The organism is Kocuria turfanensis (assembly GCF_001580365.1).
GTDB classification, from domain to species: Bacteria; Actinomycetota; Actinomycetes; order Actinomycetales; family Micrococcaceae; genus Kocuria; species Kocuria turfanensis.
In genome coordinates this window covers 2,079,376-2,101,890 of sequence record NZ_CP014480.1, presented here as the reverse complement: position 1 = coordinate 2,101,890, position 22,515 = coordinate 2,079,376, and the positions used below count along the sequence as shown (strand labels likewise).

Genomic DNA, 22,515 nt, shown 5'->3' with positions numbered 1-22,515 from the left:
CATGACCCACCCCGCACCCCGCGCCGCATCCCTGGTGGACCCGCTCGTGCTGGACGGCACCGAGCTGTCCTCCCGGCTGATCATGGGCACCGGCGGGCTCAGCTCGCTGCACACCCTGGAGCAGGCCCTGCTCGCCTCCGGCACCGAGCTGACCACCGTGGCGCTGCGCCGCTACGCCCCCGGCCGCGGCGACTCGCTGTTCGCGATGCTCGAGCGCAACGGCATCCGGATCCTGCCCAACACCGCCGGCTGCTACACCGCCCGGGACGCCCTGCTCACCGCCGAGCTCGGCCGCGAGGCCCTGGAGACCGACTGGGTCAAGCTCGAGGTCATCGCCGACGAGGACACCCTGCTGCCCGACGTGGTGGAGCTGCTCGACGCCACCGAGCAGCTCGTGGCCCGCGGCTTCCGGGTCTTCGCCTACACCTCCGACGACCCCGCCGTGGCCCGCCGCCTGGAGGACCTCGGCGCGGCCGCCGTGATGCCCCTGGGCGCGCCGATCGGCACCGGGCTGGGGATCCTCAACCCGCACAACATCGAGCTCATCACCTCCCGGGCCTCGGTGCCCGTGGTCCTCGACGCCGGGATCGGGACCGCCTCCGAGGCCGCCCTGGCCATGGAGCTGGGCTGCGACGCCGTGCTGCTGGCCAGCGCCGTGACCCGCGCGCAGGACCCGGTGGCCATGGCCACCGCGATGCGCCACGCCGTGGCCGCCGGGCGGCTGGCCGCCGGCGCCGGGCGGATCCCGGCCCGCCGGCACGCCCTGGCGTCCTCACCGATGGCCGGACGGATCGACACGGACACGCCCGCCGGCACGCCCGACGACGGGCCGGGCGCCGACCCGGCGGGCGTTCCGCGCGGGGACTGGGCGCCCGTGGGGCAGCGGCCGTGAGCCCGCTGCCCCCGCTCGTGGAGCCCGGCCCCGAGCTGACCCGGGCGGAGCTCGAGCGCTACGCCCGGCACCTGACCCTGCCCGGGATCGGCCCGCTCGGCCAGCGCCGGCTCGGCAACGCCCGGGTGCTCGTGGTCGGCGCCGGCGGACTGGGCGCCCCGGCCCTGCAGTACCTCGCCGCGGCGGGCGTGGGAACGCTGGGGATCGTCGACGACGACGTCGTGGCGGTCTCCAACCTGCAGCGCCAGGTGGTGCACCGCACCGCCGACGTCGGCCGGCCCAAGGCGGACTCCGCCGCGGAGGCCGTGGCCGCCCTCAACCCGCTCGTGCGGGTGCGCACCCACCCCTGCCGGCTCACCGCGGACAACGCCGTGCAGATCCTCGGCGAGTACGACCTCGTCCTCGACGGCGCGGACAACTTCGCGACCCGCTACGTGGTCGGCGACGCCGCCGCTCTCACCGGGATCCCCTGCGTGTGGGGCTCCATCCTGCGCTTCGAGGGGCAGGTCAGCGTCTTCTGGGCCGGCCACGGGCCCACCTACCGGGACCTCTATCCCGAGGCGCCGCCGGACGGGGAGGTCCCCAGCTGCGCCGAGGGCGGGGTCTTCGGCATGCTCCCCGCCACCGTGGGCGCGGTGATGGTCACCGAGGCCGTCAAGCTGATCACCGGCACCGGGGAGCCCCTGCTCGGGCGGGTGCTGCTGCACGACGCCCTGGCGATGACCTGGCGCGAGATGCGCCTGGACCCGGACCCGGACGCCGCCCCGGTCACCGCCGTCGCCGAGCCCGAGGCCGTCCGCCCGCTGCCCGGCGGCGGGGCCGAGCCCGCCGAGACGGTCGGGGCGGCCGAGCTGGCCCGGCTGCTGGAGCGGCGAGCGCGCGGGGAGGCGGCCTTCGTGCTGGTCGACGTGCGGGAGGACTGGGAGCGGCAGCTCCTGGCGATCCCCGGCGCCGTGCCGGTGCCGCTGCAGGAGCTGCTGGACCGGGGACCGGACGCCCTGCCGCCGGAGGCGCGCGGCGCGGACCTCGTGCTGCACTGCAAGGCCGGCGCCCGCTCGGCGACCGCCCTGGCCGCTCTGCGCCCGTTCTACGCCGGGCGGGAGGAACGGGTCCGCCACCTCGAGGGCGGGGTGCTGGCCTGGGCGGAGCAGGTGGAGCCGGACCGGCCGCGATACTGAGCCGATCCGCGGCTCCCCCCTGTGTTGTGGTGGGATCCTTACACCACCCGGGAGGACATGACCGTCTGTGACGTCCTCGTGACAGCCGATGACATGTGACGGTCATCAGGTGGCTCCGCACCCCGGCTCTCTGGTGCGATGTCATGCGTCCCATTCAGAGCGGCCGAGAGATCTGGCTCGACGACGCCGCAGCAACCCGTCCTTCACAGGGGTCAGGGTGCTAAGGCCAGAACCGATGGAGATCCCGGATCTGCAGCTGCTCCGTGACGTCGGCCCCGCGCTGTCGTCGTCGGGCCCGCCCCTGGCGCGACTGGACGGCCGGCACTCCTCGGTGCGACCGAGAGGACCACCGCATGAGCCGCACCACGGCCGAGAGGACTCCCACCCGTCCCGGCGCCGGCACGCACCCCGCCGCCGGTCTGCCGGGGGACTACGCCGGGCTGAAGGAGCACTTCGGGCCGCTGTTCGCGGGAATCGCCGCCGGCGCCCTGGACCGGGACCTGCGGCGCGCGCTGCCCCACGAGGAGGTCGCCCTGCTGGACCGGGCCGGCTTCGGCGCCCTGCGCGTCCCGGCGGCCCACGGCGGTCCCGAGGTCAGCGTCGAGGACTTCACCCGGCTGCTGGTCGACCTGGCCGAGGCCGACTCCAACATCGCCCACCTCTACCGCTCCCACGCCGGCTTCGTGGAGTCCCTGCGCTTCCTGCCCCGGGAGCTCCAGGACGTCTGGTACCCGCGGGTGCTGGCCGGGGCCACCGTCGGCAACGCCTCCACGGAGAAGGGCGGCAACGCGCTGGGCACCCTGAACACCGTGCTGCGCCGCACCGCCGAGGGGTGGGAGATCACCGGCCGGAAGTTCTACGCCACCGGCTCCATCTTCTGCGACTACACCCGCGTCTCGGCCGCCCTCGACGGCCGGGACGGGCGCCGCTTCGCCGTCGTCGCCACGGACGCCCAGGGGGTCACGCTCGAGGACGACTGGGACGGCTTCGGCCAGAAGCTCACCGGCACCGGCACCGCGGTCTTCGACCGCGTGCGCGTCCCGGACGACGCCGTGCTGGACCGCACCGCCGGCAGCGCGGAGGCCGTCCACGAGGCCGCCTTCTTCCAGCTCGTGCTGCTGGCCGTGCTGGCCGGCATCGCCCGCGCCGCCCGGCGGGACGCCGTGGAGACCATCGCCGCCCGCCGGCGGACCTTCAACACCGGGCTCGGCCTGCCGTTCCGGGAGGACCCGCTGATCCAGGAGGCCACTGGCCGGATCTCCGCCAAGGCCTTCACCGCCGAGGCCGCCGTGCTGCACGCCGCCCGCGCCCTGGACGCCGGGATCGCCGCCGCCGTCGCCACCGGCGCCGACCGCCCGGAGTTCACCGGCACCCTCCCGGCGGCGCTGCCCGAGTCCGAGATCGCCGTGGAGCACGCCCAGGTCACCGTGCCGGAGCTGGCCCTCGGCGCCGCCCAGGACCTGTTCCTCACCGTGGGCGCCTCCGCCACGTCCACCGCCAAGGGCCTGGACCGGCACTGGCGCAACGCCCAGACCGTGGCCACCCACAACCCGATCGCCTTCCGCGCCCGCGCCCTCGGCGACTACCTCATCAACGGCACCCTCCCGGAGGGCCTGAACGCCATCGGCGACGCCCGGGCCGACGCCCGGGCCGACGCCACGACCACCCCCGTCCGAGCCCCAGGAGCCTGACGCATGACCACCCCGACCCCGACCACGGCCGCGGCCGCCGCGGGACGCACCAGCGTCGTCCACGGCAAGAAGCGCGTCCTGGCCTCGGCCTTCGCCGGCACCACCATCGAGTGGTACGACTTCTACCTCTACGGCACCGCCGCCGCACTGGTCTTCAACGTCCAGTTCTTCCCCATGGCCACCGAGCTCGGCGGCATCGTCGCCTCCTTCGCCACCCTCGCGGTCGGGGTGATCGCCCGGCCCCTGGGCGGGATCGTCGCCGGGCACCTGGGCGACCGGATCGGCCGCAAGGCCCTGCTGGTGGCCTCCCTGCTGCTCATGGGCGTGGCCTCCACCCTGATCGGCCTGCTGCCGACCTACGAGGTGATCGGCTGGTGGGCCGTCGTCGGGCTCGTCGTCCTGCGCATCCTGCAGGGGCTGTCCGCCGGCGCCGAGTGGGGCGGCTCCGCGCTGCTGAGCGTGGAGCACTCCCCGGCCCGGCACCGCGGGTTCTTCGGGTCCTTCACCCAGATCGGCTCCTCGGCCGGCATGCTGCTGGCCACCGGGGCGTTCTTCGTCGTGCAGCACGTGATGAGCGAGGAGCAGTTCGCCGCCTACGGCTGGCGCATCCCCTTCCTGCTCTCTGCCCTGCTGGTGGCGGTCGGCCTGTGGATCCGCCTCGGCGTGGCCGACGCCCCCGAGTTCCTGGAGCACCGCGCCTCGGGCAACGTGGCCGCGGCACCCCTGCGGGAGCTGCTGGCCCACCACCGCCGCCCGCTGCTGGTCACGATCGGCCTGCGCCTGGCCCAGAACGCCGTCTACTACCTGGTGACGGTCTACATGCTGACCTACCTGCGGGACGTGCGCGGGGACAGCGCCTCCGGTGTGACCGCGGTGATGATCGCCTCGGCCATCGGCCTGTTCTCCACCCCCTTCTGGGGCTGGCTGTCCGACCGGGTGGGCCGCAAGGTCGTCTCGGTGACCGCGTACGCGGCGATCGGCGTCTTCGGCTGGGTGCTGTTCGCCTTCCTCGACGCCGGCCCGCTGGCCCTGCTGCCGCTCGTGGTCGTGCTCGGCATCAACCTCGTCCACGACGCGATCTACGGGCCGCAGGCGGCCTGGTTCGCCGAGCAGTTCCCCGTGCACGTGCGGTACTCCGGGGTGAGCTTCGGCTACCAGGTCGGCACCGTCCTGGGCGGCGGGCTGATGCCGATGATCGCCGCCCTGCTGTTCGCCGCCGGCGGGAACACCCCGTGGCTGATCGCCGGGTACCTCTCCGGACTCTCCGTGCTCTCCGTCGCCGCCGCCCTGGCCGCGAAGGACCCCGCCCGCGAGCAGCGCGGCACCGAGCTCACCGACCTGCACGCCGGCTCCACCGGGGCCGTCACCGCCCGTCCCGGTTCCGCCCGGGCCGACTCCGCTCGGGTCGGCGCCGCCGCCGGGACCACCACCGGGACCACCGCCGGGACCCCCACCGAGAGGACCACCGTATGAGCCGCCCCCTGCTGCTGAACGCCTTCGACATGATGGTGCCCGTGCACCAGTCACCGGGCCTGTGGCGCCACCCGGAGGCCGGGGTCGCGCGGTTCGACACGCTCGAGTACTGGACGTCCCTGGCCCGCACCCTCGAGGACGGCGGCTTCGCCTCGCTGTTCCTGGCGGACATCCCGGGCGTCTACGACGTCTACGGCGGCGGGACCGAGGCCACCGCCCGCGGGGGAGTGCAGTACCCGCTGCTCGACCCGCTCGTCGCGGTGCCGGCGATGGCCGCGGCGACCGAGCGGCTCGGCTTCGGCGTCACCGCCTCGGTCACCTACGAGGCCCCCTACCTGCTGGCCCGCACCTTCGCGACCCTGGACCACTTCACCCGCGGCCGGGTGGCGTGGAACGTGGTGACCTCCTACCAGGACTCCGCCGCCCGGAACCTGGGCATGGACCGGCAGATCCCGCACGACGAGCGCTACGACCGCGCCGACGAGTACATGGAGGTCATGTACAAGCTGCTCGAGGGGTCCTTCGAGCCCGGGGCGGTGCCGGCCGACCCCGCCACCGGGGTCTTCGTGGACCCCGACCTCGCGCACCCCGTCGGCCACGAGGGCACCTGGTTCTCCGTGCCCGGCCACGCGCTGACCCACCCCGGCCCCCAGGGCACCCCGCTGCTCTTCCAGGCCGGGGCCTCCAAGCGCGGACAGCAGTTCGCCGTCGACCACGCCGAGGCCATCTTCTTCATCGGCAACACCCCGCAGCTCGTGCGCCGGTGGACCGACGGCGTCCGGGCCGGACTGGCCGAGCGCGGGCGGGCCGAGGACGCCGTGAAGACCTTCACCATGGCCACGGTGGTGGTCGCCGAGACCGACGCCGAGGCCCAGGCCCGGCTGGCCGGGTACCGCCGGCACGTGGACATCGAGGGAGCCCTGTCCCTGTTCGGCGGCTGGACCGGGGTCGACCTGGCCGGCGCGGACCCCGACGCCCCGCTCGAGTACGTGGCCACCGACGCCAACCAGTCCGCGCTCGCGGCGTTCACCTCGCTGTCCCCGGACCGGACCTGGACGGTGCGCGACCTGGCGGAGTTCGTGGCCATCGGCGGCCGCGGGCCCGTCATCGCCGGGGCCCCCGGCACCGTGGCGGACGAGCTCGAGCGCTGGCGCGAGGAGGCCGGCGTCGACGGCTTCAACATCTCGGCGGCCGTGCGGCCCGCGGACCTGGAGCGGTTCACGACCATGGTCTCACCGGAGCTGCGGCGCCGCGGTCTGCTGCCGGAGCCCGGGAGCGTCCCCGCCGGGCAGACGCTGCGCGAGGTCCTGACCGGGGCCGGTCCGCGGCTGGCCGACGACCACCGCGGGGCGTCCTTCCGCAGGTGAACCCCCAGGGGCGCCCGCGGGGTCGGCGGTGGATCAGCCGCGGACCTGGGCGGTCTCGTCCTCGAGGTCGTCGAGGACCCACTCCGCCAGCTGCCCGGCCGGGACGACGATCGACGCCTGCCGCAGCTGATCAGGGTTCTCGAGGGAGGAGACCTCCTCGACGGCCTCGGCCGCGAGAACATCCAGGGCTGCCGCGTAGCCGGCGGCCAACGCCTCACTCCATGCCCGGTGGCCGGCGTAGCAGGAGTCGTCGGGGTCGGGGCTGCGCGCCTCCAGCCACCGTGCCGGTGTCATGAGCTCGGGGGCGAGGGGCATGCAGCGCTGGTGCAGTGTCCAGGTGACGTCGGCCCAGCGGCCCGACGGGGTGTGGACCATCGGGTAGTACGTGGCCACCCACCGAGTGGGGGAGTGGGGGTGGAGCTCGACGGCCAGAGCCCCGAACGCAGAGATGTTCATGCCGTTTTCCTGATCGGGTGGAAGGTCGGGGGAGCGGCCGGGGCTGGACCGCGCGGGTGGACTTCAGAAGAGCCCGGTGGTGCTGCCCCAGCGTAGACGCTGAGCCGATGACGCTGAAAGCAAGCTGAGCAATGTGACCACGGGGCGGTTTCGGTCCACCGAATGCGGCCCCGCCGGTGTGGTCGGTAGCCTGGAGCCGTCGAAGGGGAGTAGTTCCCACTCGCCCACGGGGCGGATGCTGCGGCGCGTCGACATGCTGGTCTCCCCCGACGGGGGACCCGGCGCGCCACCTGGACCACGGTGTCCGGGCGAGCGAGACCTTCGGCCGGACACCACTCCGGCCGAAGTCCGTCCACCGCCAGGTGCGACTGCTGCGGCCGGGGTCCTGCCTCGAGGACGACCATGACTCCTTCCACCGACCCTGACACCACCGCTGCCCCGGTGCACCGGCCCACCCCGGCGGAGATCCGCCGATGGCGCCGCTACCTGGCCGACGAGCGCTCCGAGGCCGCGGTCTACCGCGACCTGGCCGCCCGGCGCACCGGGGAGGAGCGGGAGATCCTGCTCGGTCTGGCCGAGGCCGAGACCCGCCACGAGCAGCACTGGGTGAGCCTGCTGGGCCACCACGTGGGCCACCCGCGCCGCGGGTCCCTGCGCTCCCGCCTGCTGGGCTTCCTGGCCCGCCACTTCGGCTCGGTGTTCGTCCTGGCCCTGATGCAGCGCGCCGAGGCCCGCTCCCCCTACGAGGCCGACGACCACGCCACCGACGCGATGGCCGCCGACGAGCAGATCCACGAAGAGGTCGTCCGCGCCCTGGCCACCCGCGGGCGCAACCGGATGGCCGGCAGCTTCCGGGCTGCCGTCTTCGGGGCCAACGATGGACTGGTGTCCAACCTGGCGCTGGTGCTGGGCATCAGCGCCAGCGGGGTGGGCAGCTCGGTCGTTCTGCTGACCGGGATCTCCGGGCTGCTGGCCGGGGCCCTGTCGATGGGAGCCGGGGAGTACGTCTCGGTGCGCTCCCAGCGGGAGCTGCTGGAGGCCTCCACCCCCAACGCCGAGGCCCGCCACAAGGTGCCGATGCTCGATGCCGAGGCCAACGAACTGGCCCTGTTCTACCGGGCGCGCGGCCTGGACCCCGAGGCCGCCGAGACCAAGGCCGCCCGGGTGCTGGGCGGGGCGCACCTGGAGCACACCGAGCACACCGGGCCCGTGCCCGTCGTGGAGGCCGATGAGCACGAGGCGGTGGGCACCGGCCTGGGGGCCGCGGCGTCCAGCTTCTGCTTCTTCGCCTCCGGGGCGGTCCTGCCGATCCTGCCCTACCTGTTCGGGTTGGAGGGCACCACCGCGGTGATCGTCGCGGCCGTGATCGTGGGCCTGGCGCTGCTGTCCACCGGCACCGTGGTGGCCCTGCTCTCCGGCAGCTCCCCGGCCCGGATGGCACTGCGCCAGCTGACCATCGGCTACGGGGCCGCCGGGGCCACCTACGTCCTGGGCCTGCTGTTCGGCACCAGCATCGCCTGACCCGGTGCCGGCCGTTCTCCCGGCCGGTACCGCGTCGAGCGCGGGCCACGGACGGGCTGCCCGGACCGGTCTGCAAGCACTCCAGCGGCAGTGCCGCGGGCGAGCAGGGCTCTCCCCTTCACCCTCTCGACGAGGCTGCCGGACCCGGTCATGGATCCGGCAGCCTCGGCGGTGGGCGCATCTTGTCCTGCCCGTGTCGCTTCTCAAGCCACGACCTCAGTATCCGCCGTCAGGCATCGTCACACCAGAGCCGGTCCGGCGCTCGCTGTGGTGCCCCGCCTGGGATCGGTCCGGTGGTACGTGATGGCGCCGCACCAGGCAGCTCCCGGGATCCTGCCTCTCACGGCCGGCCCGGTCGGGGCGAGCAGGTCAGCCGGGTTAAGCGGATGCCCGGAGCGCCCTGGTGGATCCGGGCGCGGCCGGGGGCTCGAGCGGCGTGACTCACCTCAGGGGCTCGTCTGCAAAGACCGCACACGTTGTCCCGGCCCTGGCACGTACCGGACGAGCCGTCGCGCACCGCTTCCCGGATGCATCTCTCAAGTCATGGGATGCGAGACGTCTCGTCAAGCTGCAAGGGGCTGTACCACTTCCTAGGTAGTGGGACGACCCGCGTGGAGATCCTTGCTCGGTGTGCATGATCGGCGTTTCCTGTACCAGAACTTGGACCAAAAGTCATGAACCGGTTAGGCCGTACGGATTCGACTTCCGGTACGCTGGGCGCATGGAATTGGGCTACGCGCGGGTCTCGACGGCCAAACAGGACCTCGACCGGCAGATCGATGCCCTTCGGCAGGTCGGGATCGCGCCCGAGCGGATCTATGTGGACAAGAAGTCCGGGGCCACCACGGATCGCCCCGGGCTGACCGCGGCCCTGGCCTACGCCCGGAAGGGCGACGTGATCGTGGTGCACACCCTGGACCGGCTCGGGCGCACCGTGCGCGACACCCTGAACCTGATCCACGATCTGGCCGAGCGAGGGGTGGGGGTGCGCAACCTGGCGGATCCGATCAAGGTGGACTCCACCAACCCCAACGATCCGATGGCGCAGCTGGCGGTGGTGCTGCTGGCGCTGTTCGGGCAGATGGAACGCACCTACACCCTGGAGCGCGCCGCCCATGCCCGGTCGGTGGCCACGGCCAAGGGCCGGCGGATCGGGCGGCCCTCGGTGGTGGATCCGGACAAGCTGGCCTACGCAGCCCATCTGCGCGAGTCCGGGCACACCATGGCGGAAATCGTGGCCAAGACTGGCATCACCCGTACCACCCTTTACCGTCACCTGCCACCGAGGCCTCCGGAGTCGGTGACCGCCGGGCCGGTCACCGCCGCCGAAGCCGCCCCTGATCCGGCAGGCTGACTCCTCATCACACCCCTGACTGTCCGTGCTCAGCCGGAAGGGTATCCCCAGCTGGCTGGGCTCTGCCTACGGTCATGGGCGTTAGTGGCGATGATCCCCTCCGAACCGACGTCGGTGTTCCCGACGTCCGTCTTGAGCTTCTGCATTGGTTGCTCGACCGCCTCGGACCATGGGTGAGCAGCGCGTTGGACTGCCGGTGCTGCGGTGGCGGTGCTACGCAGGACCACCGGATGGGAGAGCTGATGGGCCAAGGGTAGGACCCGGTCGTGCTCCTGGGCGGAGAATCCCTCGCTGTACTGGGAAAGCAGAAAGCCGGACATGGGATGGTGTCCGGCTTTCTGTGTGGGAGATGCCTTCCGCCACAGCACCAGCGTGAAACACCGTGAGGGCCGCTGACCAGAGGCTACGTGCCGTGGTGGACGCGTATGACCGAGTGAGTCCAGGGGGGGGCGGCGTCGATGACGATAGTTGCCCTGGGATCAACGTCGCTCACAAGAGCGCCGCCCGACCGAGGGGATGACTCGTCAGTCGGGGGCTGGGCTGAGCGACGTCTTCTCGAGGGCGGATCCGCCTACCGTCGCTGCGAGATCGTGGATAGATGTGGCAGGGGCGGGGTGGCCCCCCGGCCATCCCGCCCCGTGCTGCTTCGTCGCGGACCATGATCTGGCTCGCACCATGGATCCCCCCGGAACCACGGTGCGCCCGGTCAACACGGCCGAAGCTGGAGGATGGTCTGATGCAGATCACCTGTCCCCCTGGTAAGCCAGGATGCTCGCCCCCGCCCCGTGCGGCAATGTCGGGGGTGTGTTCGCGTTCACAACCTGAAACAACAATGTGCGGTTGTGAATAGAAGGGGTCGGGGTGGTCGGGCGTGGCGGGAAGGGGTGGCCCGTGCGCAGGATCAGCCCCCGATGCTAGAGGTCTCGTCCTCGAGGTCACCGAGCACCCACTCCGAAAGCTGCCCGGCCGGGACGACGAACGTGTCCTCGCGCAACAACTGCGCCTCCTGGTCCGAGAGGGGTTCCTCGATGACCTCGGTGTCGTGGACGGCCCGTGCGGCTGCATAGCCGGCGGCCAGTTCGGTGGCCCACTCCTGGTGGCCGGCGTAGCAGGGATGATCGGGATCGGGGCTGCACGCCTCCAGCCACCGTGCCGGCTCCCGCGGGCCGGACGTAGCGGGCATCAGGTGCTGGTGCAGATCCCAGGTGACCTCGGCCCAGCGGCCCACGGGGGTGACCACCATGGGGTAGTAGGTGGCAACCCACTGGGTGGGGGAGGCCGGGTGCAGCTCGACGGCCAGGGCTCCAGGTGCAGAGGTCGTCATGTGTTGTTCCTGTTCGCAGGTGAGAGATGGTCTCGCGGCGCCGACTTGGGGCACGGCAGGGCAGTGCCGGCAGGCCGGGGGCCCCGTGGTGATTAACCAGGGTAGGCGCGGGGCCGATAATTCTAGAAGCAGGCTGAGCAATATGACATCAGGCCGCTCCTCAAACTAAAGGATGCGAGACGTCTCGTCGGTGGATTTTTGTGGTCCCAGATCTGTGCGGGTTTCCGCGGTCCGGCAAGTCTTGCAACTATGTGCTTTATCTTTGCGCCTAGAATCGTGTACTGGATGTTGGTTGCGAGACACATTGGGGTTGACGTGGGTGAGTTGATTGGGTATGGGCGCGTATCGACGCGGGTGCAGGATGCGGACCGTCAAGTGTCTGATCTGCTGGCTGCTGGAGTGCGTCGCGATGACCTCTATGTCGATCATGGAGTGTCTGGAGCTCTTGCTTCGCGTCCGCAGTTCGACAGGGCCGTGGCTGCTCTCGTAGAGGGTGACACGTTAGTCGTCACGACCCTGGACCGTCTGGGGCGCTCGACCCAGAACATGCTGGCCTTCGCCGAAGCGCTGCGGGGGAGAGGCGCCGGGTTGCGGGTGTTGAACTTGGGTGGGGGAGACGTGGACACCCACACCCCAATGGGCTCGATGGTGTTCGCCGTGATGGCCGCCCTTGCCCAAATGGAGTTGGAGATCAAGCGGGAGCGGATCACCGACTCGGTGGCCAAGCGTCGGGCCGCCGGCAAGGACCTGGGCGGGCGACGTCTAACCTTCACAGACAGCCAGATCCGCAGTGCCCTCCAGCTGATCGAGGGCGGAGAGCCTGCGACCCAAGTAGCCCGGGATATGGGGATGTCGCGAGCCACCCTGTACCGACGAATCCGAGAGCTCCCGCCCGCCATGAGTTAGGACTCTTTCGGCACTTGAAGGAGCTGTTCGTGGGTCGCTCATCGACGCGGGTCCTGTGGCAGTTCAAGGGTGACGACGGGATGTGAGGTCGATTGTGGAGCTTCCCTCAAGACGACATGAAGATTCCCTGAAGCTTGCTCTCCTGGGTGCTCTACGTCCTGTTTTTCTGGGTCACTGAGGGCGGTCAAGCCCCCGGGAGTGGTGTAACGATCCTTCGTACGGGGATCAGGCTGTCAGTGCGGTCAGGGGGTCGGGATTCACCTCGCTTCCGGTGACGTCGACGGTGGTGAGCCGGCATCGGGTGAGTACCTCCAGGCCGAGGTAGCGGCGGCCTTCGGCCCACTCGTCGGTCTGTTCGGCCAGCACGGCGCCGACGAGGCGGACGATGGCTGCTCGGTTGGGGAAGATCCCGACTGCGTCGGTCCGCCGCCGGATCTCCTTGTTCAGCCGTTCGGCGGGGTTGTTGGACCAGATCTGGGCCCAGACGTCCTTGGGGAAGCTCGTGAAGGCGAGGATGTCCTCGCGGGCCTGCCCCAGATGCTCGGCCACCGCCGGGAGCTTCTCGGCGACGTAGTCGATGAGGCGGTCGAATTGGGCGTGCACGGCGGCGGCGTCGGGCTGGTCGTAGACGCTGTGCAGCATCGCCTTCACGGCCGGCCACATGCTCTTCGGGCAGATCGACATGAGATTGGCCGCGTAGTGGGTGCGGCACCGCTGCCAGGTGGCCCCGGGCAGATTCGCGGCGATCGCGTCCTTGAGCCCGGCGTGGGCGTCGGAGGTGACCAGGCGGACCCCGCCCAGGCCGCGGGCCACGAGGTCGGCGAAGAACTCGTTCCAGGCCGCCCCGGTCTCGGCCGTGGCCACCCGCATGCCCAGGACCTCGCGGTGGCCGTCGCCGTTGACCCCGGTGGCCAGCAGCACGACCGCGTTCACTACGCGCCCGCCTTCGCGGACCTTCATGGTCAGCGCGTCGGCGGCCACGAACGTGAAAGGACCGGCCTCGCCCAGGGGCCGGTGGCGGAAGGACTCCACGTGCTCGTCGAGATCACCGGCCATCCGGGAGACCTGGGACTTCGACAGGCTGTTGATCCCCAGGGTCTTCACCAGCTTGTCCATCCGGCGGGTCGAGACCCCGGCCAGGTAGCAGTCGGCCACGACCGTGATGAGGGCGGACTCGGCCCGTTTGCGCCGCTCGAGCAACCAGTCGGGGAAGTAGGTGCCGGTGCGCAGCTTCGGGACGGCGACGTCGATAGTGCCGATGCGGGTGTCGAGGTCGCGGTGCCGGTAGCCGTTGCGCTGGGTCACCCGCTCGGGAGCGGGTCGGCCCCATTCGGCGCCGACCACCGCCTCGGCATCGGCGGAGAGCAGCGCGTTGATCACCGTCTGCAGCAGGGACCGCATCAGATCCGGGGACGCTTCGGACAGGGCTTCGCCGAGCAGGCCGACAGGGTCGACAATATGAGGAGCGGTCATCGTGATGATGTCCTTTCGAGGGTGCTGTGAGAGGTGAACTCGAAAGATCTCACGGTGGCCGCGCCCTCGTCCGGAACGACGAGCAGGACCACCGCGCTACACCACTATCGGGGGCTCAACTCTGAGGGCATAGTTTGCCAGTGAGAACACCCCGTTCTCATCCGTTCGTGCACGGACATTCGGGTGCCCCAGTATTCCTCCCCAGGGCTGGGGCATCCGTCTTTAACGTGAAGGGGTGGCCTGGCTCGGATCAAGGGTCCCAGCGGACCCTGGGCTACCTCGCGGGTCCTGCGCTGGGTTTCCCTTTCCTCGTTTCGTGCTTCGGTCGCACGGAGGAGCTCCTGCGTCGCCCATGGATTCTGGAGTCTTCATGGAACCTTGAGAATCCCGCGACGGGGACTCCAAGTGAGGCGTCCACCCTGGGAACAGACGGTCCTGGATGCACCGGGACCTTGTAGTCAACAGGGGGAATGATGAGTACTGGATCGAGGATGGGAGGGCATCTGCCAGCGGGTCTTGGAGACGCGGTGGTAAGGCCCACGCGCCGGTTGGTGGGGATCGATGCGGCTCGCGGGCTGGCGCTGATCGGGCTGATGGCCATTCATCTGCTGCCGGCTTGGAACGAGGAGACCGGGGAAGCGAGCTGGTCGTGGCGGCTGTTCTCGGGGGACTCAGCGGCCCTGTTCGCCCTGCTGGCAGGGGTGGGGTTGGCACTGACTTCCGGGGGGCGGCACCCGCACGAGGGTAGGACGATGACCGCTGACCGGATCGGCCTGGTGGTGCGCGCGGTGCTGATCGCGATCGTGGGGTTGTGGATCGGGACGCTGATGTCGGAGGATCCGCCCGCCTACAACATCCTGATCTACTACGGGGTGTTCTTCCTGCTGGCGATTCCGTTCCTGCACGCAGGCCCGAAGGCCCTGTTCATCTCCGCAGTGCTTTTCGGGGTGGTGTCTCCGATGCTGATGCAGGGACTCCAGGATGGGTTGCCCGAATTTGTCTCCTACAACCCCACTTTCACGGATCTGCTCACGCAGCCCGGTGCCACGGCCTCCCAGCTGCTGCTGACCGGGACCTATCCGGCTCTGCCGTACATGACCTATCTGCTGGTCGGGTTGGGGTTGGGGCGGTTGAATCTGCGCAAGACGGAGGTTCAGGCTCGACTGGTGGTGGTGGGCGTGGGGCTGGCGATCTTCGCCCAGACCATTTCCTATGTCCTGCTCTATGCCTTGGGTGGTTACCAGCGGCTACTGGATGCCTCCTCGATGGGCGAGCACGAGCTGGAGGATGTGCTGGTCTGGGGGCCGGACTTGTTGCCCACGGAGACCGTGTGGTGGTTGGCGATCGCCACCCCGCACACCAATACCCCGCTGGCGATCGCGGCCAGCCTTGGGGTGAGCCTGGCGGTGCTGGGCGTCTTCCTGCTGATCGGCCCGAAGATCGGGGCATGGTTGTTGCCGCTGTCGGCGATGGGCTTGATGACCTTGACCCTCTACACCGTCCACTTGGTGGCACTGTCCTTCGAGGCCCACTACGAGCTGCCCTACCTGTGGTTCATGGTCCACCTGGCGGTAGCGGCGCTGTTCGCGGTGGCCTGGCACCGGAGCCTGGGGCAGGGACCGCTGGAGAAGGTGGTCAGCACCAGCGTGAAAGGCACCCGCCGGCTGGTGCTGGGCAGGCCGGCCAAGGACAGCCATGGATAGGCTGTGCCGGTAGCCACGACATGACGGGCCGTGCCCGCCGCAGAGAGCACGTCTGCTGCGGCGGGCACGGCCCGCCGCCGTCACAGCACGGTCTGGTGGTGTCGCTGGCGTCAGCCCGGGGGCGTGTGGCGGGGCAGGCGGATCCGGAAGCTGGTCCCGCGTCCGGGGCCGTCGCTGGTGGCCTCCAGGGTCCCGCCCTGGGCTTCGACGAGGGATTTGCTGATGGCCAGTCCCAGGCCGGAGCCGCCGCGGTGGGCTTCCCGGCCGTGGTGGGCGCGGTAGAAGCGTGCGAAGACGTGCGGAAGGTGCTGGGGGTCGATACCTTCCCCTGTATCGGCGACGGTGAGGGTGACCGCTTCCGGGGTGTGGTCGGTGCGCACGGTGACGGCGCCGCCGGATGGGGTGTGACGCAGTGCGTTCTCCAGCAGGTTGCCCAACACTTGTCCCATCCTTTCCCGGTCGACCAGCACCGGTGGGACCTCCATGCCGGTGTTGATGGCGGTCACTGAGATGTTCTGAGCGGCGGCGTCTTGTTGGACGGCCGCGGCCGCCTGGGCTGCCAGCTGGCCCGGGTCCTGGAGGGTCAGCTGCAGGTGGGTCATGCCTTCTTCGGCGGCGGTGAGGTGGCGGATGTCGCGGGCCAGTCGTTCGAGCCGAGCGATCTGGGCGTACAAGATGCCCGTGGTTCGTTCATCCCACTCGACCACTCCGTCCTCGATGCCCTCCAGATGTCCTTTGAGACTGGCCAGGGGGGTGCGCATCTCGTGCGCCAGATCGGCCAGCATCTGGCGGCGAGTGGTGTCCACGGCGTCGAGCCTGGCGGCCATGTCGTTGAAAGACCCGGCCAGGGAGTCGAATTCCGGGCCCAGGCTGGTGGAGGTGACACGCACGTCGTAGTTGCCGGCAGCCACCTCCTGGGCGGCGGTGCTGAAGGAGGTCAGGGACCGCCCGATCGTGCGGTAGAGGTAGAAGGTGAGCATCCCGGCGATGTAGAGCGCCGGCAGCCCGCCGATGGTCAGGGCGGTAAGGCTCACCGAGCGGAAGGCGTCTTCCAGGTGCACCAGCCCGGTGGCCGCATCGGCGTGGCCGGTCTCGACGAGCTCGTGATAGAACATGCTCGGCCCGACCAGCACCGCGGTGATCACCACGATGATCAGCCCGATGGCCAGCACCGCTGTCTGGGCCAGCATCAATCGCACCGTCAACGGGCTCCAGGACCACGACCAGGCCCGGGTCCGGTCGGAGACGGCGGCGCTCATCGCCCGGTGCCCATCCGGTAGCCGATCCCGCGGATCGTGTGGATGAATGTCGGCCTGGTGGCTACGTCGCCGAGTTTCTTGCGGATCCGCCCGATGTGCACGTCCACCAGGTGTTCGTCCCCGGTCCAGGTGGTGTCCCAGACCAGCTCCACCAGCTGCCGGCGCGAGAGCACCAGTTGCGGGCGGGCAGCCAGGCACAGGAGCAGGTCGAACTCGATCCGGGTCAACGCCACCGGTTCCCCGGCCAGGTGCACTTGGCGGGAGTCCCCGTCCACCACCAGTTCCCCGATCACCAGTGCCTGCTGTCCGTGCGGTAAGGCTGTAGTGGATTCAACACTTCCCGTGCGGGCCCGGCGCAGCATGGCCTGGACCCGCGCCACGAGTTCGCGCGGGCTGAACGGTTTGGTCACGTAGTCGTCGGCACCGACCGACAGGCCCACGATCTTGTCGACCTCATCATCCCGGGCGGTGAGCATCAGCACGTGGCAGTCCGAGAAGGTCCGCACCTGACGGCACACCTCGATCCCCCCGATCCCCGGCAGCCCCAGATCCAGCACGAGCACGTCGGGGGTGTACTCCCGCACCGCGGCCACCGCCTGGTTGCCGTCGTGGCGCACCACGACCTCGAGTCCGGCCTTGCGCAGATAGCCCGCGACCAGCTGCGCGAGGTCGACCTCGTCGTCGACCACCAGCACACGTCCGGTGAGCGGATCCGTCATCTGTCCTCCCGGTACTGATCGCGGTGACATGAACACTGTGCTGCGAGCCCCAGCGTCCCAGGGCGACCGTGTCTGAGGCCTCGGAAACGAAACAGGGGGTGGACTCGACGTGGCCGGGCTCACCGGTGAACCGGTGGTCGCTGTGGCTAACGATCCCCTGCCCCGGGCGGATGAGAGGGTTATCGGGCACGGAGAAGATCGCGTGTCGCCCCTTCACGAGCCCGGACAGACGCAACACGGTCGGGACCCGGCCACCACCACCGAGCGAGGGGACTCCGGTGGTCTCGGCCATCTCGGTGACGGTGCGCGCGCTGGAGGAGCAAGACCCCAGGCGAGGGGGTCCGTGTCCTGAGGCAAGAGGACGCGGCGCTGGCGAACCTGCGGTTGGTCGGTGACCGTTTGGGGTGCTGCTGACTGTGCGAAGGGCGCGCGCCCATCGGGTGCCGCGTCGGGGATCACCGCACTGGACTGGCTGGAACGGGTCGACGGGGATCATGACGTCCCGGTGTCGGCCCGTTCCAGCCGGTGGGGGCTCAGTTCGTGGTCCTGGATCAGGCCGCGAACCACTCCTCCAACCAGCCCTGCATGAGCTCGATCTCCGCCTGCTGGTCCTCGATCATCTTCTCCGCCATGGCTCGCAGCTCTGGGTCGGTGCCCATCTGCAGCTCCATCTCGGCCATCTCGAGAGCCATCTGGTGGTGGGCGATCATCTCTTCGAGGAAGGCCTTGTCGAAATCATCCCCGGACAGTTTCGCCAGCTCTTCCAGGCTCATGCCGTCCATGCCGTCCATTTCGCCCATCATGGCGCCCTGCATGTCGGCATTCATGCTCTGACCATGGCCGCCATGGCCGTGGCCGTGGTGCCCGTGGCCGTGGTGGTGGCCGTGGCCGTGGCCGTGGCCGTGGTGGTGGTGGTGTCCCGGGGTGTTCTCGGCGGCCAGCCGCTGGGCCGCTGCTTCCAGCTGCTGGATCTCCTCGGTCTGGGCCTCGATGATCTTCTCCGCCAGGTCACGGATCTCGGGACGCTCGGACTTCTGCAGGGCCAGCTCGGCCATGTCGGTGGCACCCTGGTGGTGGGGGACCATCATCACGGCGAAATGGCGGTCGTGGTTCATGTGCCGCTCAGCGCCCGTCTGTGCGGAGGCGGAGGCAGGCTGGTGCGTCGGGGACGCGACCGCCGCGGTCGCCCCGGCACCGCTGAGGGCCAGCGCCAGGGCCGTCCCGGCGGCCAGGTGCTTGATCGTCGACGTCATGACGAACCTCTCCTTCGCAGCAGCCCGTGCTGGGCCTGCACATCGTGGTGTTTGCTCTGCTCAGCCTCGGGTCGAGGCGGGCCGATCCGTCCACGGTAACCCCGCCGTGGTTGCTTTCTCCGGGCTGGGAGGGCTGGGCGGTAGATCTTCACTGAACCTTCAAGAGCGGGCCCATCAGGGGGCCGAATCGGGGTGTTCCCCGGCGGTGGCCTGATGCAGGCATCTCAGGTTCTGACCGACCGATCCTGGATGCTGATCAGGTGGGGGCACACCCGCCGCCCGCCACGGGCGGCATTCGTGGCGGGCGGCGGGTTGGCTCAGCGGAAAGTGACGTAGCCGACCGTCGGCATGGCATTCACGCTGTGCACGAAGGTGCCCTGGGTGGGGTTCAGCGCGGAGATCATCTTGCCGCCACCGAGGTAGATCCCGATGTGGGCCCCGCCGTTCTGGACGACGAGGTCGCCGGGCTGCGGGTCAGTGGTCGGGGTGCCGGCCGCCCACTGCTGCTGGCTGGTGCGGGGGAGGTCGATGCCCTGCTGGGCGTAGACCCACTGGGTGAAACCGGAGCAGTCCCAGGCGCCGAAGTCCGTGCCGCCCCAGACGTAGCCGGTACCGACGCCCTGCATCGCGGTGCCGACAATGCCGCCGGCCGCAGCGGAGGTGGCGGAGATCTCGGAAATGTCCGAGGACTGGGGGGACAGACTCGAGGTGGCCGCCCCAGCGGCCGGCAGGCTCGCCGCCTGCACGGTGACGGGGGCCTGGGAAGCGGCCGGAGCCGGGGAGGTCGCGGGGGTCGAGTATGCGGTGCCGGACGTGGCGGGGGCTTCGGCATAGGCCTGAGCGGGGGCGACGGAGCCGATCACCGCCGCGCCGACAGCGGCGGCCAGGGTCGTGGTGCGCACCAGGTGCGAGGGGGTCTGGGCGCGGTGGCGGGCAGAGCTACGCGTGAAGAAAGCCATGAATGAGGGTCCTCCTTTTGCCTACGAGGTGAGCTGTCGGGTTCGGGTGGGAGGCACCCGGCCGCCGAGCCTGCAGCTCCGGCGGCTTCACCCCAAGGTCCGGGTGCGGACCGGGTATGGTTCCCCCGCTTCTGCCAAGTCATTTCTGTATTGGGGACCCCGGCTGCCGGCAGAATTCGGCGAAGCACCCGGGGAAGCCGATGAGATCAGCCAACGGCACGCAGAGGACACTAGCGCCTAGATAACGAAAAGGTCACATTCCCTGTGGTGCCGGGAAAAGGCTTGCGCCGGCCTCGCGCGGTCGCCGGCAAAACGGCCGGTAGCCCACCACGCCTGGGGCACATTCGTTCCGGCGGGGTGGCGCCGCTAGCTGTCTTTCCTCCCCGTGCCACCACTCATCGGGACCGCCCCGGGGAGGCTCTGACCTGCGGTATCGCGCCGATGAGCGCGGTGGGAGCTCGGATCCGCTGCCCCTCATTACCCGTGGAATCCTTCGGCCTGCGCCCGGTGCGGGGGAAGGTGAACCCCCGGGGGAGCTTCAGCGTCCCTCAAGGGTGTTCTCGGATTTTTTTACGAAACCGCCCAGCATTGCTTGGGGGAGTGAACTGTTTCCTTCATGAAATCTTCATATCCAAGGGTGTCGAACAGGTGAGAAGAGCTGCTTTCTTCACGAGATCTTCAAATTCATCCGGGTCCATGTATGGGACCGGTAGATCAATGGCCCGCTGCGAGGGGAGTAATTAAGCGGGTCCTTCGCTGTCGTTGGTGAGGCCAGGATGGTCAGCGGCGGATCCACTGGGCTGCCGGCTGCCACGTGGCTGGGCCGATCAGTATTCCGGGGCCGATTGGGGACGCCGGGCGGTGCCGTCACCGCTGCCTCGATCGTGGTCACCGGCTGTTGATCCGCGATCCCCTCGCCCCGTAGGCGTTCCTCGACAAGGCCGGCACCGGGCGGGAGCAGTGCCGACCGTGGTGACCGTGCGGATCGGCATGGCGCACAGGCCTTGCAGAGGGGTGAGGGTGGCCGCTTCCGAGCCGTTGGCGGCGGGGACGGTCGGACCTACTGCTCGGCGGGGTGGGCCGGCTCCTCGCCGGGTGCGGCCTCGACGTGCTCGGGGCCCGCGGCCACGTCGCGGACCGTGTGGCCGCCGAACTGGTTGCGCATCGCCGCGATCATCTTCATCGCCGGGGCCTGGTCCTGCCGGGAGGCGAACCGGGCGAAGAGGGCGCTGGAGATGGCCGGCACCGGGACCGCGAGGTCCAGAGCGGCCTCCACCGTCCAGCGGCCTTCGCCGGAGTCCTCGGCGTAGCCGGCGAGCCGGTCCAGGTGCTCGTCCTCGTTGAGCGCGTTCACCGCCAGGTCCAGCAGCCAGGACTTGATCACCGACCCCTCGCGCCAGGAGTTGAAGGTCTCCCGTACCGAGCGGACGTGACCGGCGGCCTCGAGCAGTTCCCAGCCCTCGGCGTAGGCCTGCATGATCGCGTACTCGATGCCGTTGTGGACCATCTTCGCGAAGTGACCCGCACCGTGCTCACCGGCGTGGACGAAGCCAAACTCGCCGGCGGGTTTGAGCGAGTCGAAGATCGGCTGCGCCTTGGCCACGGTGCCCTCGTCCCCGCCGACCATCAGGGCGTATCCCTGGGTGATCCCCCACACGCCGCCGGAGACCCCGCAGTCCAGGTACTCGATGCCCCGTTCGGCCAGTCTCCGGGCGCGGGGGGCGTCGTGGATCCACCGGGAGTTGCCGCCGTCGATGATCACGTCGCCCTCGCCCAGCACGCCGGCCAGCTCGTCGATCACGGTGTCCACCACCGTGTCCGGCACCATGACCCACACGACCCGGGGCGGGGTGCCGATCTGCTCCACCATGGCGGTGAGGCTCTCGGAGTCGGAGAGCTCCGGGTCGGTGTCGTAGCCGACCACTGTGTGGCCGGCCTCGCGCAGCCGCTCACCCATGTTGCCGCCCATCTTGCCCAGTCCTACCAGTCCCACCTGCATGGTGTACTCCCTTCTCGGTCCTCCGCCGCTCAGGCGGACATCAGCTGGCCGGGTCACCCCACGGAGGAAAACCGCACAGACACAGCCCTCTTGTATCTAGCCAACAGGGACAGTTTCCTCCCCTGCATCTCCAGGTGTCCGCCACGTTCGCACGCTCCCGTCTGGGGCTGCCACCCGACGTGCGGAACCGGTACCGGACGGGCCCAGCCGCACGGGTGCGTCCACGTGCGTGGCGCTGCTCCATGCCGACAAGCTCACTAGCCCGCCGCGCCAGGGAAGGCCCCACGGTTCCAGGACCTCCTTCTTGAAGGTTCCGTGAAGATTCCCGCTCATCGCCCTGACATGGAGTTGATCACCGTTTAGATACAACGCTGATAAGGCTACTGTCGGAAACATGGTGGATCGCAAGATCCGTCGGCACCAGATCGATATACCGCACGAACCGCAGTATGAGAGAAGGAGCAGAACCATGACTCATCACGTGAGCTCGATGCTGGAGACCTACCCGAAGGACCTGGGGGACATCGACCAGCAGAAGTTGGCGGAGTGCATCGAGGCCTGTTTCGAGTGCGCCCAGACCTGTACCGCCTGCGCGGATGCCTGCCTGGCCGAGGACATGGTCGCGCAACTGAGCACCTGCATCCGTAAGAACCTGGACTGCGCCGACATCTGCGCGACCACCGGCCGTGTGCTCTCCCGTCAGACCGGCAACAACGCCGAGGTCACCCGGGTCGTCCTGGAGGCATGCCGGGCCGCCTGCAAGGCCTGCGGCGACGAGTGCGCCCAGCACGCGGGTGAGCACGAGCACTGCCGCGTGTGCGCCGAGGCCTGCCGCCGCTGCGAGGCCGCCTGCGCGGACCTGATCTCCTCCCTGGGCTGAGACGGGCCGAACACTGACCTGACGCAGGAAAGGAAGAGGATGGGCTTGAAAGAACAGAGCGTGATCTCGGGCAAACGGCGCCTTCGGCGGCGTGTTCCTGCCGCGGCC

Annotated in this window: 18 protein-coding genes and 2 riboswitches; of the genes, 10 read left to right on the top strand and 8 right to left on the bottom strand. The window is 70.0% G+C overall.

All coding sequences use genetic code 11. The features are described from left to right. The first annotated feature begins 1 nt into the window (after position 1). The 5 genes from AYX06_RS09730 (at position 2) to AYX06_RS09710 (ending at position 6,601) form a co-directional block, all read left to right on the top strand. Positions 2-892: a thiazole synthase gene (locus AYX06_RS09730; RefSeq protein ID WP_062735603.1), complete on the top strand. Its 891-nt coding sequence runs from the start codon at positions 2-4 to the stop codon at positions 890-892. After that, entirely contained in the window at positions 889-2,070 is a 1,182-nt protein-coding gene (gene moeB, locus AYX06_RS09725) for a molybdopterin-synthase adenylyltransferase MoeB (protein WP_084271550.1), read from the top strand. Before AYX06_RS09730 ends, moeB begins: the two co-directional genes overlap by 4 nt. A gap of 147 nt (positions 2,071-2,217) precedes the next feature. Beyond that, positions 2,218-2,312, top strand: a riboswitch (SAM riboswitch). 111 nt (positions 2,313-2,423) lie between these two features. Then, positions 2,424-3,761 carry an acyl-CoA dehydrogenase family protein gene (locus AYX06_RS09720; RefSeq protein WP_062735601.1) on the top strand — a complete coding sequence of 446 codons (1,338 nt, stop codon included), beginning with the start codon at positions 2,424-2,426 and terminating at the stop codon, positions 3,759-3,761. A 3-nt stretch (positions 3,762-3,764) separates the two neighbouring features. Then, a complete protein-coding gene (locus tag AYX06_RS09715; protein ID WP_062735600.1) occupies positions 3,765-5,234 on the top strand; it encodes an MFS transporter in 1,470 nt (489 codons plus the stop codon). After that, on the top strand, positions 5,231-6,601 hold the full coding sequence (locus AYX06_RS09710; RefSeq protein ID WP_062735599.1) for an LLM class flavin-dependent oxidoreductase: 1,371 nt from the start codon (positions 5,231-5,233) through the stop codon (positions 6,599-6,601). The genes AYX06_RS09715 and AYX06_RS09710 overlap by 4 nt, the downstream gene beginning before the upstream one ends. Positions 6,602-6,634: 33 nt before the next feature. On the opposite strand, the gene AYX06_RS09705 is transcribed toward AYX06_RS09710, so the two are convergent. Beyond that, positions 6,635-7,057, bottom strand: a complete 423-nt coding sequence (locus AYX06_RS09705; RefSeq protein WP_062735598.1) for a hypothetical protein — start codon at positions 7,055-7,057, stop codon at positions 6,635-6,637. Positions 7,058-7,459: 402 nt separating this feature from the next. Here AYX06_RS09705 and AYX06_RS09700 point away from each other — a divergent pair, with 402 nt between their 5' ends. Together AYX06_RS09700 and AYX06_RS09695 are read left to right on the top strand one after the other, a co-directional pair. Continuing rightward, positions 7,460-8,578: a VIT1/CCC1 transporter family protein gene (locus AYX06_RS09700; RefSeq protein ID WP_062735597.1), complete on the top strand. Its 1,119-nt coding sequence runs from the start codon at positions 7,460-7,462 to the stop codon at positions 8,576-8,578. A gap of 721 nt (positions 8,579-9,299) precedes the next feature. After that, a complete protein-coding gene (locus AYX06_RS09695; protein WP_062735596.1) occupies positions 9,300-9,932 on the top strand; it encodes a recombinase family protein in 633 nt (210 codons plus the stop codon). Positions 9,933-10,833: 901 nt separating this feature from the next. On the opposite strand, the gene AYX06_RS09685 is transcribed toward AYX06_RS09695, so the two are convergent. Continuing rightward, complete coding sequence (locus tag AYX06_RS09685; RefSeq protein WP_062735594.1) at positions 10,834-11,256, bottom strand: hypothetical protein; 423 nt, start codon at positions 11,254-11,256, stop codon at positions 10,834-10,836. A gap of 315 nt (positions 11,257-11,571) precedes the next feature. On the opposite strand from AYX06_RS09685, the gene AYX06_RS09680 reads away from it, so the two are divergent. Further along, entirely contained in the window at positions 11,572-12,162 is a 591-nt protein-coding gene (locus tag AYX06_RS09680; RefSeq protein WP_062736981.1) for a recombinase family protein, read from the top strand. 225 nt (positions 12,163-12,387) lie between these two features. On the opposite strand, the gene AYX06_RS09675 is transcribed toward AYX06_RS09680, so the two are convergent. Then, entirely contained in the window at positions 12,388-13,635 is a 1,248-nt protein-coding gene (locus AYX06_RS09675) for an IS256 family transposase (protein WP_062735576.1), read from the bottom strand. Between the two features lie 491 nt (positions 13,636-14,126). Between AYX06_RS09675 and AYX06_RS09670 the strand changes: the two genes are divergently transcribed. Continuing rightward, a complete protein-coding gene (locus AYX06_RS09670) occupies positions 14,127-15,338 on the top strand; it encodes a heparan-alpha-glucosaminide N-acetyltransferase domain-containing protein (RefSeq protein ID WP_062735593.1) in 1,212 nt (403 codons plus the stop codon). Between the two features lie 110 nt (positions 15,339-15,448). Here the strand turns inward: AYX06_RS09670 and AYX06_RS09665 are convergent, their stop codons facing one another. The 5 genes from AYX06_RS09665 to gnd all read right to left on the bottom strand — a co-directional run bounded on the left by AYX06_RS09665 (position 15,449) and on the right by gnd (position 21,527). After that, a complete protein-coding gene (locus tag AYX06_RS09665) occupies positions 15,449-16,597 on the bottom strand; it encodes a sensor histidine kinase (RefSeq protein ID WP_232319281.1) in 1,149 nt (382 codons plus the stop codon). After that, positions 16,594-17,316, bottom strand: coding sequence for a response regulator transcription factor (locus tag AYX06_RS09660; RefSeq protein ID WP_062735591.1), 723 nt, complete (start codon positions 17,314-17,316; stop codon positions 16,594-16,596). Before AYX06_RS09660 ends, AYX06_RS09665 begins: the two co-directional genes overlap by 4 nt. A 551-nt stretch (positions 17,317-17,867) precedes the next feature. Beyond that, a complete protein-coding gene (locus tag AYX06_RS09655; RefSeq protein ID WP_062735590.1) occupies positions 17,868-18,569 on the bottom strand; it encodes a DUF305 domain-containing protein in 702 nt (233 codons plus the stop codon). Between the two features lie 317 nt (positions 18,570-18,886). Next, positions 18,887-19,528, bottom strand: coding sequence for a C40 family peptidase (locus AYX06_RS09650; RefSeq protein ID WP_062735589.1), 642 nt, complete (start codon positions 19,526-19,528; stop codon positions 18,887-18,889). Between the two features lie 6 nt (positions 19,529-19,534). Next, positions 19,535-19,703: riboswitch (cyclic di-AMP (ydaO/yuaA leader) on the bottom strand. 885 nt (positions 19,704-20,588) lie between these two features. Then, positions 20,589-21,527 carry a phosphogluconate dehydrogenase (NAD(+)-dependent, decarboxylating) gene (gnd, locus tag AYX06_RS09645; RefSeq protein ID WP_062735588.1) on the bottom strand — a complete coding sequence of 313 codons (939 nt, stop codon included), beginning with the start codon at positions 21,525-21,527 and terminating at the stop codon, positions 20,589-20,591. Positions 21,528-21,996: 469 nt separating this feature from the next. Between gnd and AYX06_RS09640 the strand changes: the two genes are divergently transcribed. Continuing rightward, on the top strand, positions 21,997-22,407 hold the full coding sequence (locus tag AYX06_RS09640; protein WP_062735587.1) for a four-helix bundle copper-binding protein: 411 nt from the start codon (positions 21,997-21,999) through the stop codon (positions 22,405-22,407). The last annotated feature ends 108 nt before the right edge of the window (positions 22,408-22,515 follow it).

What these genes read in the sequence shown, in the direction of transcription:
- AYX06_RS09705 (WP_062735598.1), bottom strand. Translation starts at nt 7,057, where the DNA reads ATGAACATCTCTGCGTTCGGGGCTCTGGCCGTCGAGCTCCACCCCCAC.
- AYX06_RS09650 (WP_062735589.1), bottom strand. Translation starts at nt 19,528, where the DNA reads ATGGCTTTCTTCACGCGTAGCTCTGCCCGCCACCGCGCCCAGACCCCC.
- AYX06_RS09685 (WP_062735594.1), bottom strand. Translation starts at nt 11,256, where the DNA reads ATGACGACCTCTGCACCTGGAGCCCTGGCCGTCGAGCTGCACCCGGCC.
- AYX06_RS09640 (WP_062735587.1), top strand. Translation starts at nt 21,997, where the DNA reads ATGACTCATCACGTGAGCTCGATGCTGGAGACCTACCCGAAGGACCTG.
- gnd (WP_062735588.1), bottom strand. Translation starts at nt 21,527, where the DNA reads ATGCAGGTGGGACTGGTAGGACTGGGCAAGATGGGCGGCAACATGGGT.
- AYX06_RS09720 (WP_062735601.1), top strand. Translation starts at nt 2,424, where the DNA reads ATGAGCCGCACCACGGCCGAGAGGACTCCCACCCGTCCCGGCGCCGGC.
- AYX06_RS09695 (WP_062735596.1), top strand. Translation starts at nt 9,300, where the DNA reads ATGGAATTGGGCTACGCGCGGGTCTCGACGGCCAAACAGGACCTCGAC.
- AYX06_RS09660 (WP_062735591.1), bottom strand. Translation starts at nt 17,316, where the DNA reads ATGACGGATCCGCTCACCGGACGTGTGCTGGTGGTCGACGACGAGGTC.
- AYX06_RS09670 (WP_062735593.1), top strand. Translation starts at nt 14,127, where the DNA reads ATGGGAGGGCATCTGCCAGCGGGTCTTGGAGACGCGGTGGTAAGGCCC.
- AYX06_RS09655 (WP_062735590.1), bottom strand. Translation starts at nt 18,569, where the DNA reads ATGACGTCGACGATCAAGCACCTGGCCGCCGGGACGGCCCTGGCGCTG.
- AYX06_RS09715 (WP_062735600.1), top strand. Translation starts at nt 3,765, where the DNA reads ATGACCACCCCGACCCCGACCACGGCCGCGGCCGCCGCGGGACGCACC.
- AYX06_RS09710 (WP_062735599.1), top strand. Translation starts at nt 5,231, where the DNA reads ATGAGCCGCCCCCTGCTGCTGAACGCCTTCGACATGATGGTGCCCGTG.
- AYX06_RS09675 (WP_062735576.1), bottom strand. Translation starts at nt 13,635, where the DNA reads ATGACCGCTCCTCATATTGTCGACCCTGTCGGCCTGCTCGGCGAAGCC.
- AYX06_RS09700 (WP_062735597.1), top strand. Translation starts at nt 7,460, where the DNA reads ATGACTCCTTCCACCGACCCTGACACCACCGCTGCCCCGGTGCACCGG.
- AYX06_RS09730 (WP_062735603.1), top strand. Translation starts at nt 2, where the DNA reads ATGACCCACCCCGCACCCCGCGCCGCATCCCTGGTGGACCCGCTCGTG.
- AYX06_RS09665 (WP_232319281.1), bottom strand. Translation starts at nt 16,597, where the DNA reads ATGAGCGCCGCCGTCTCCGACCGGACCCGGGCCTGGTCGTGGTCCTGG.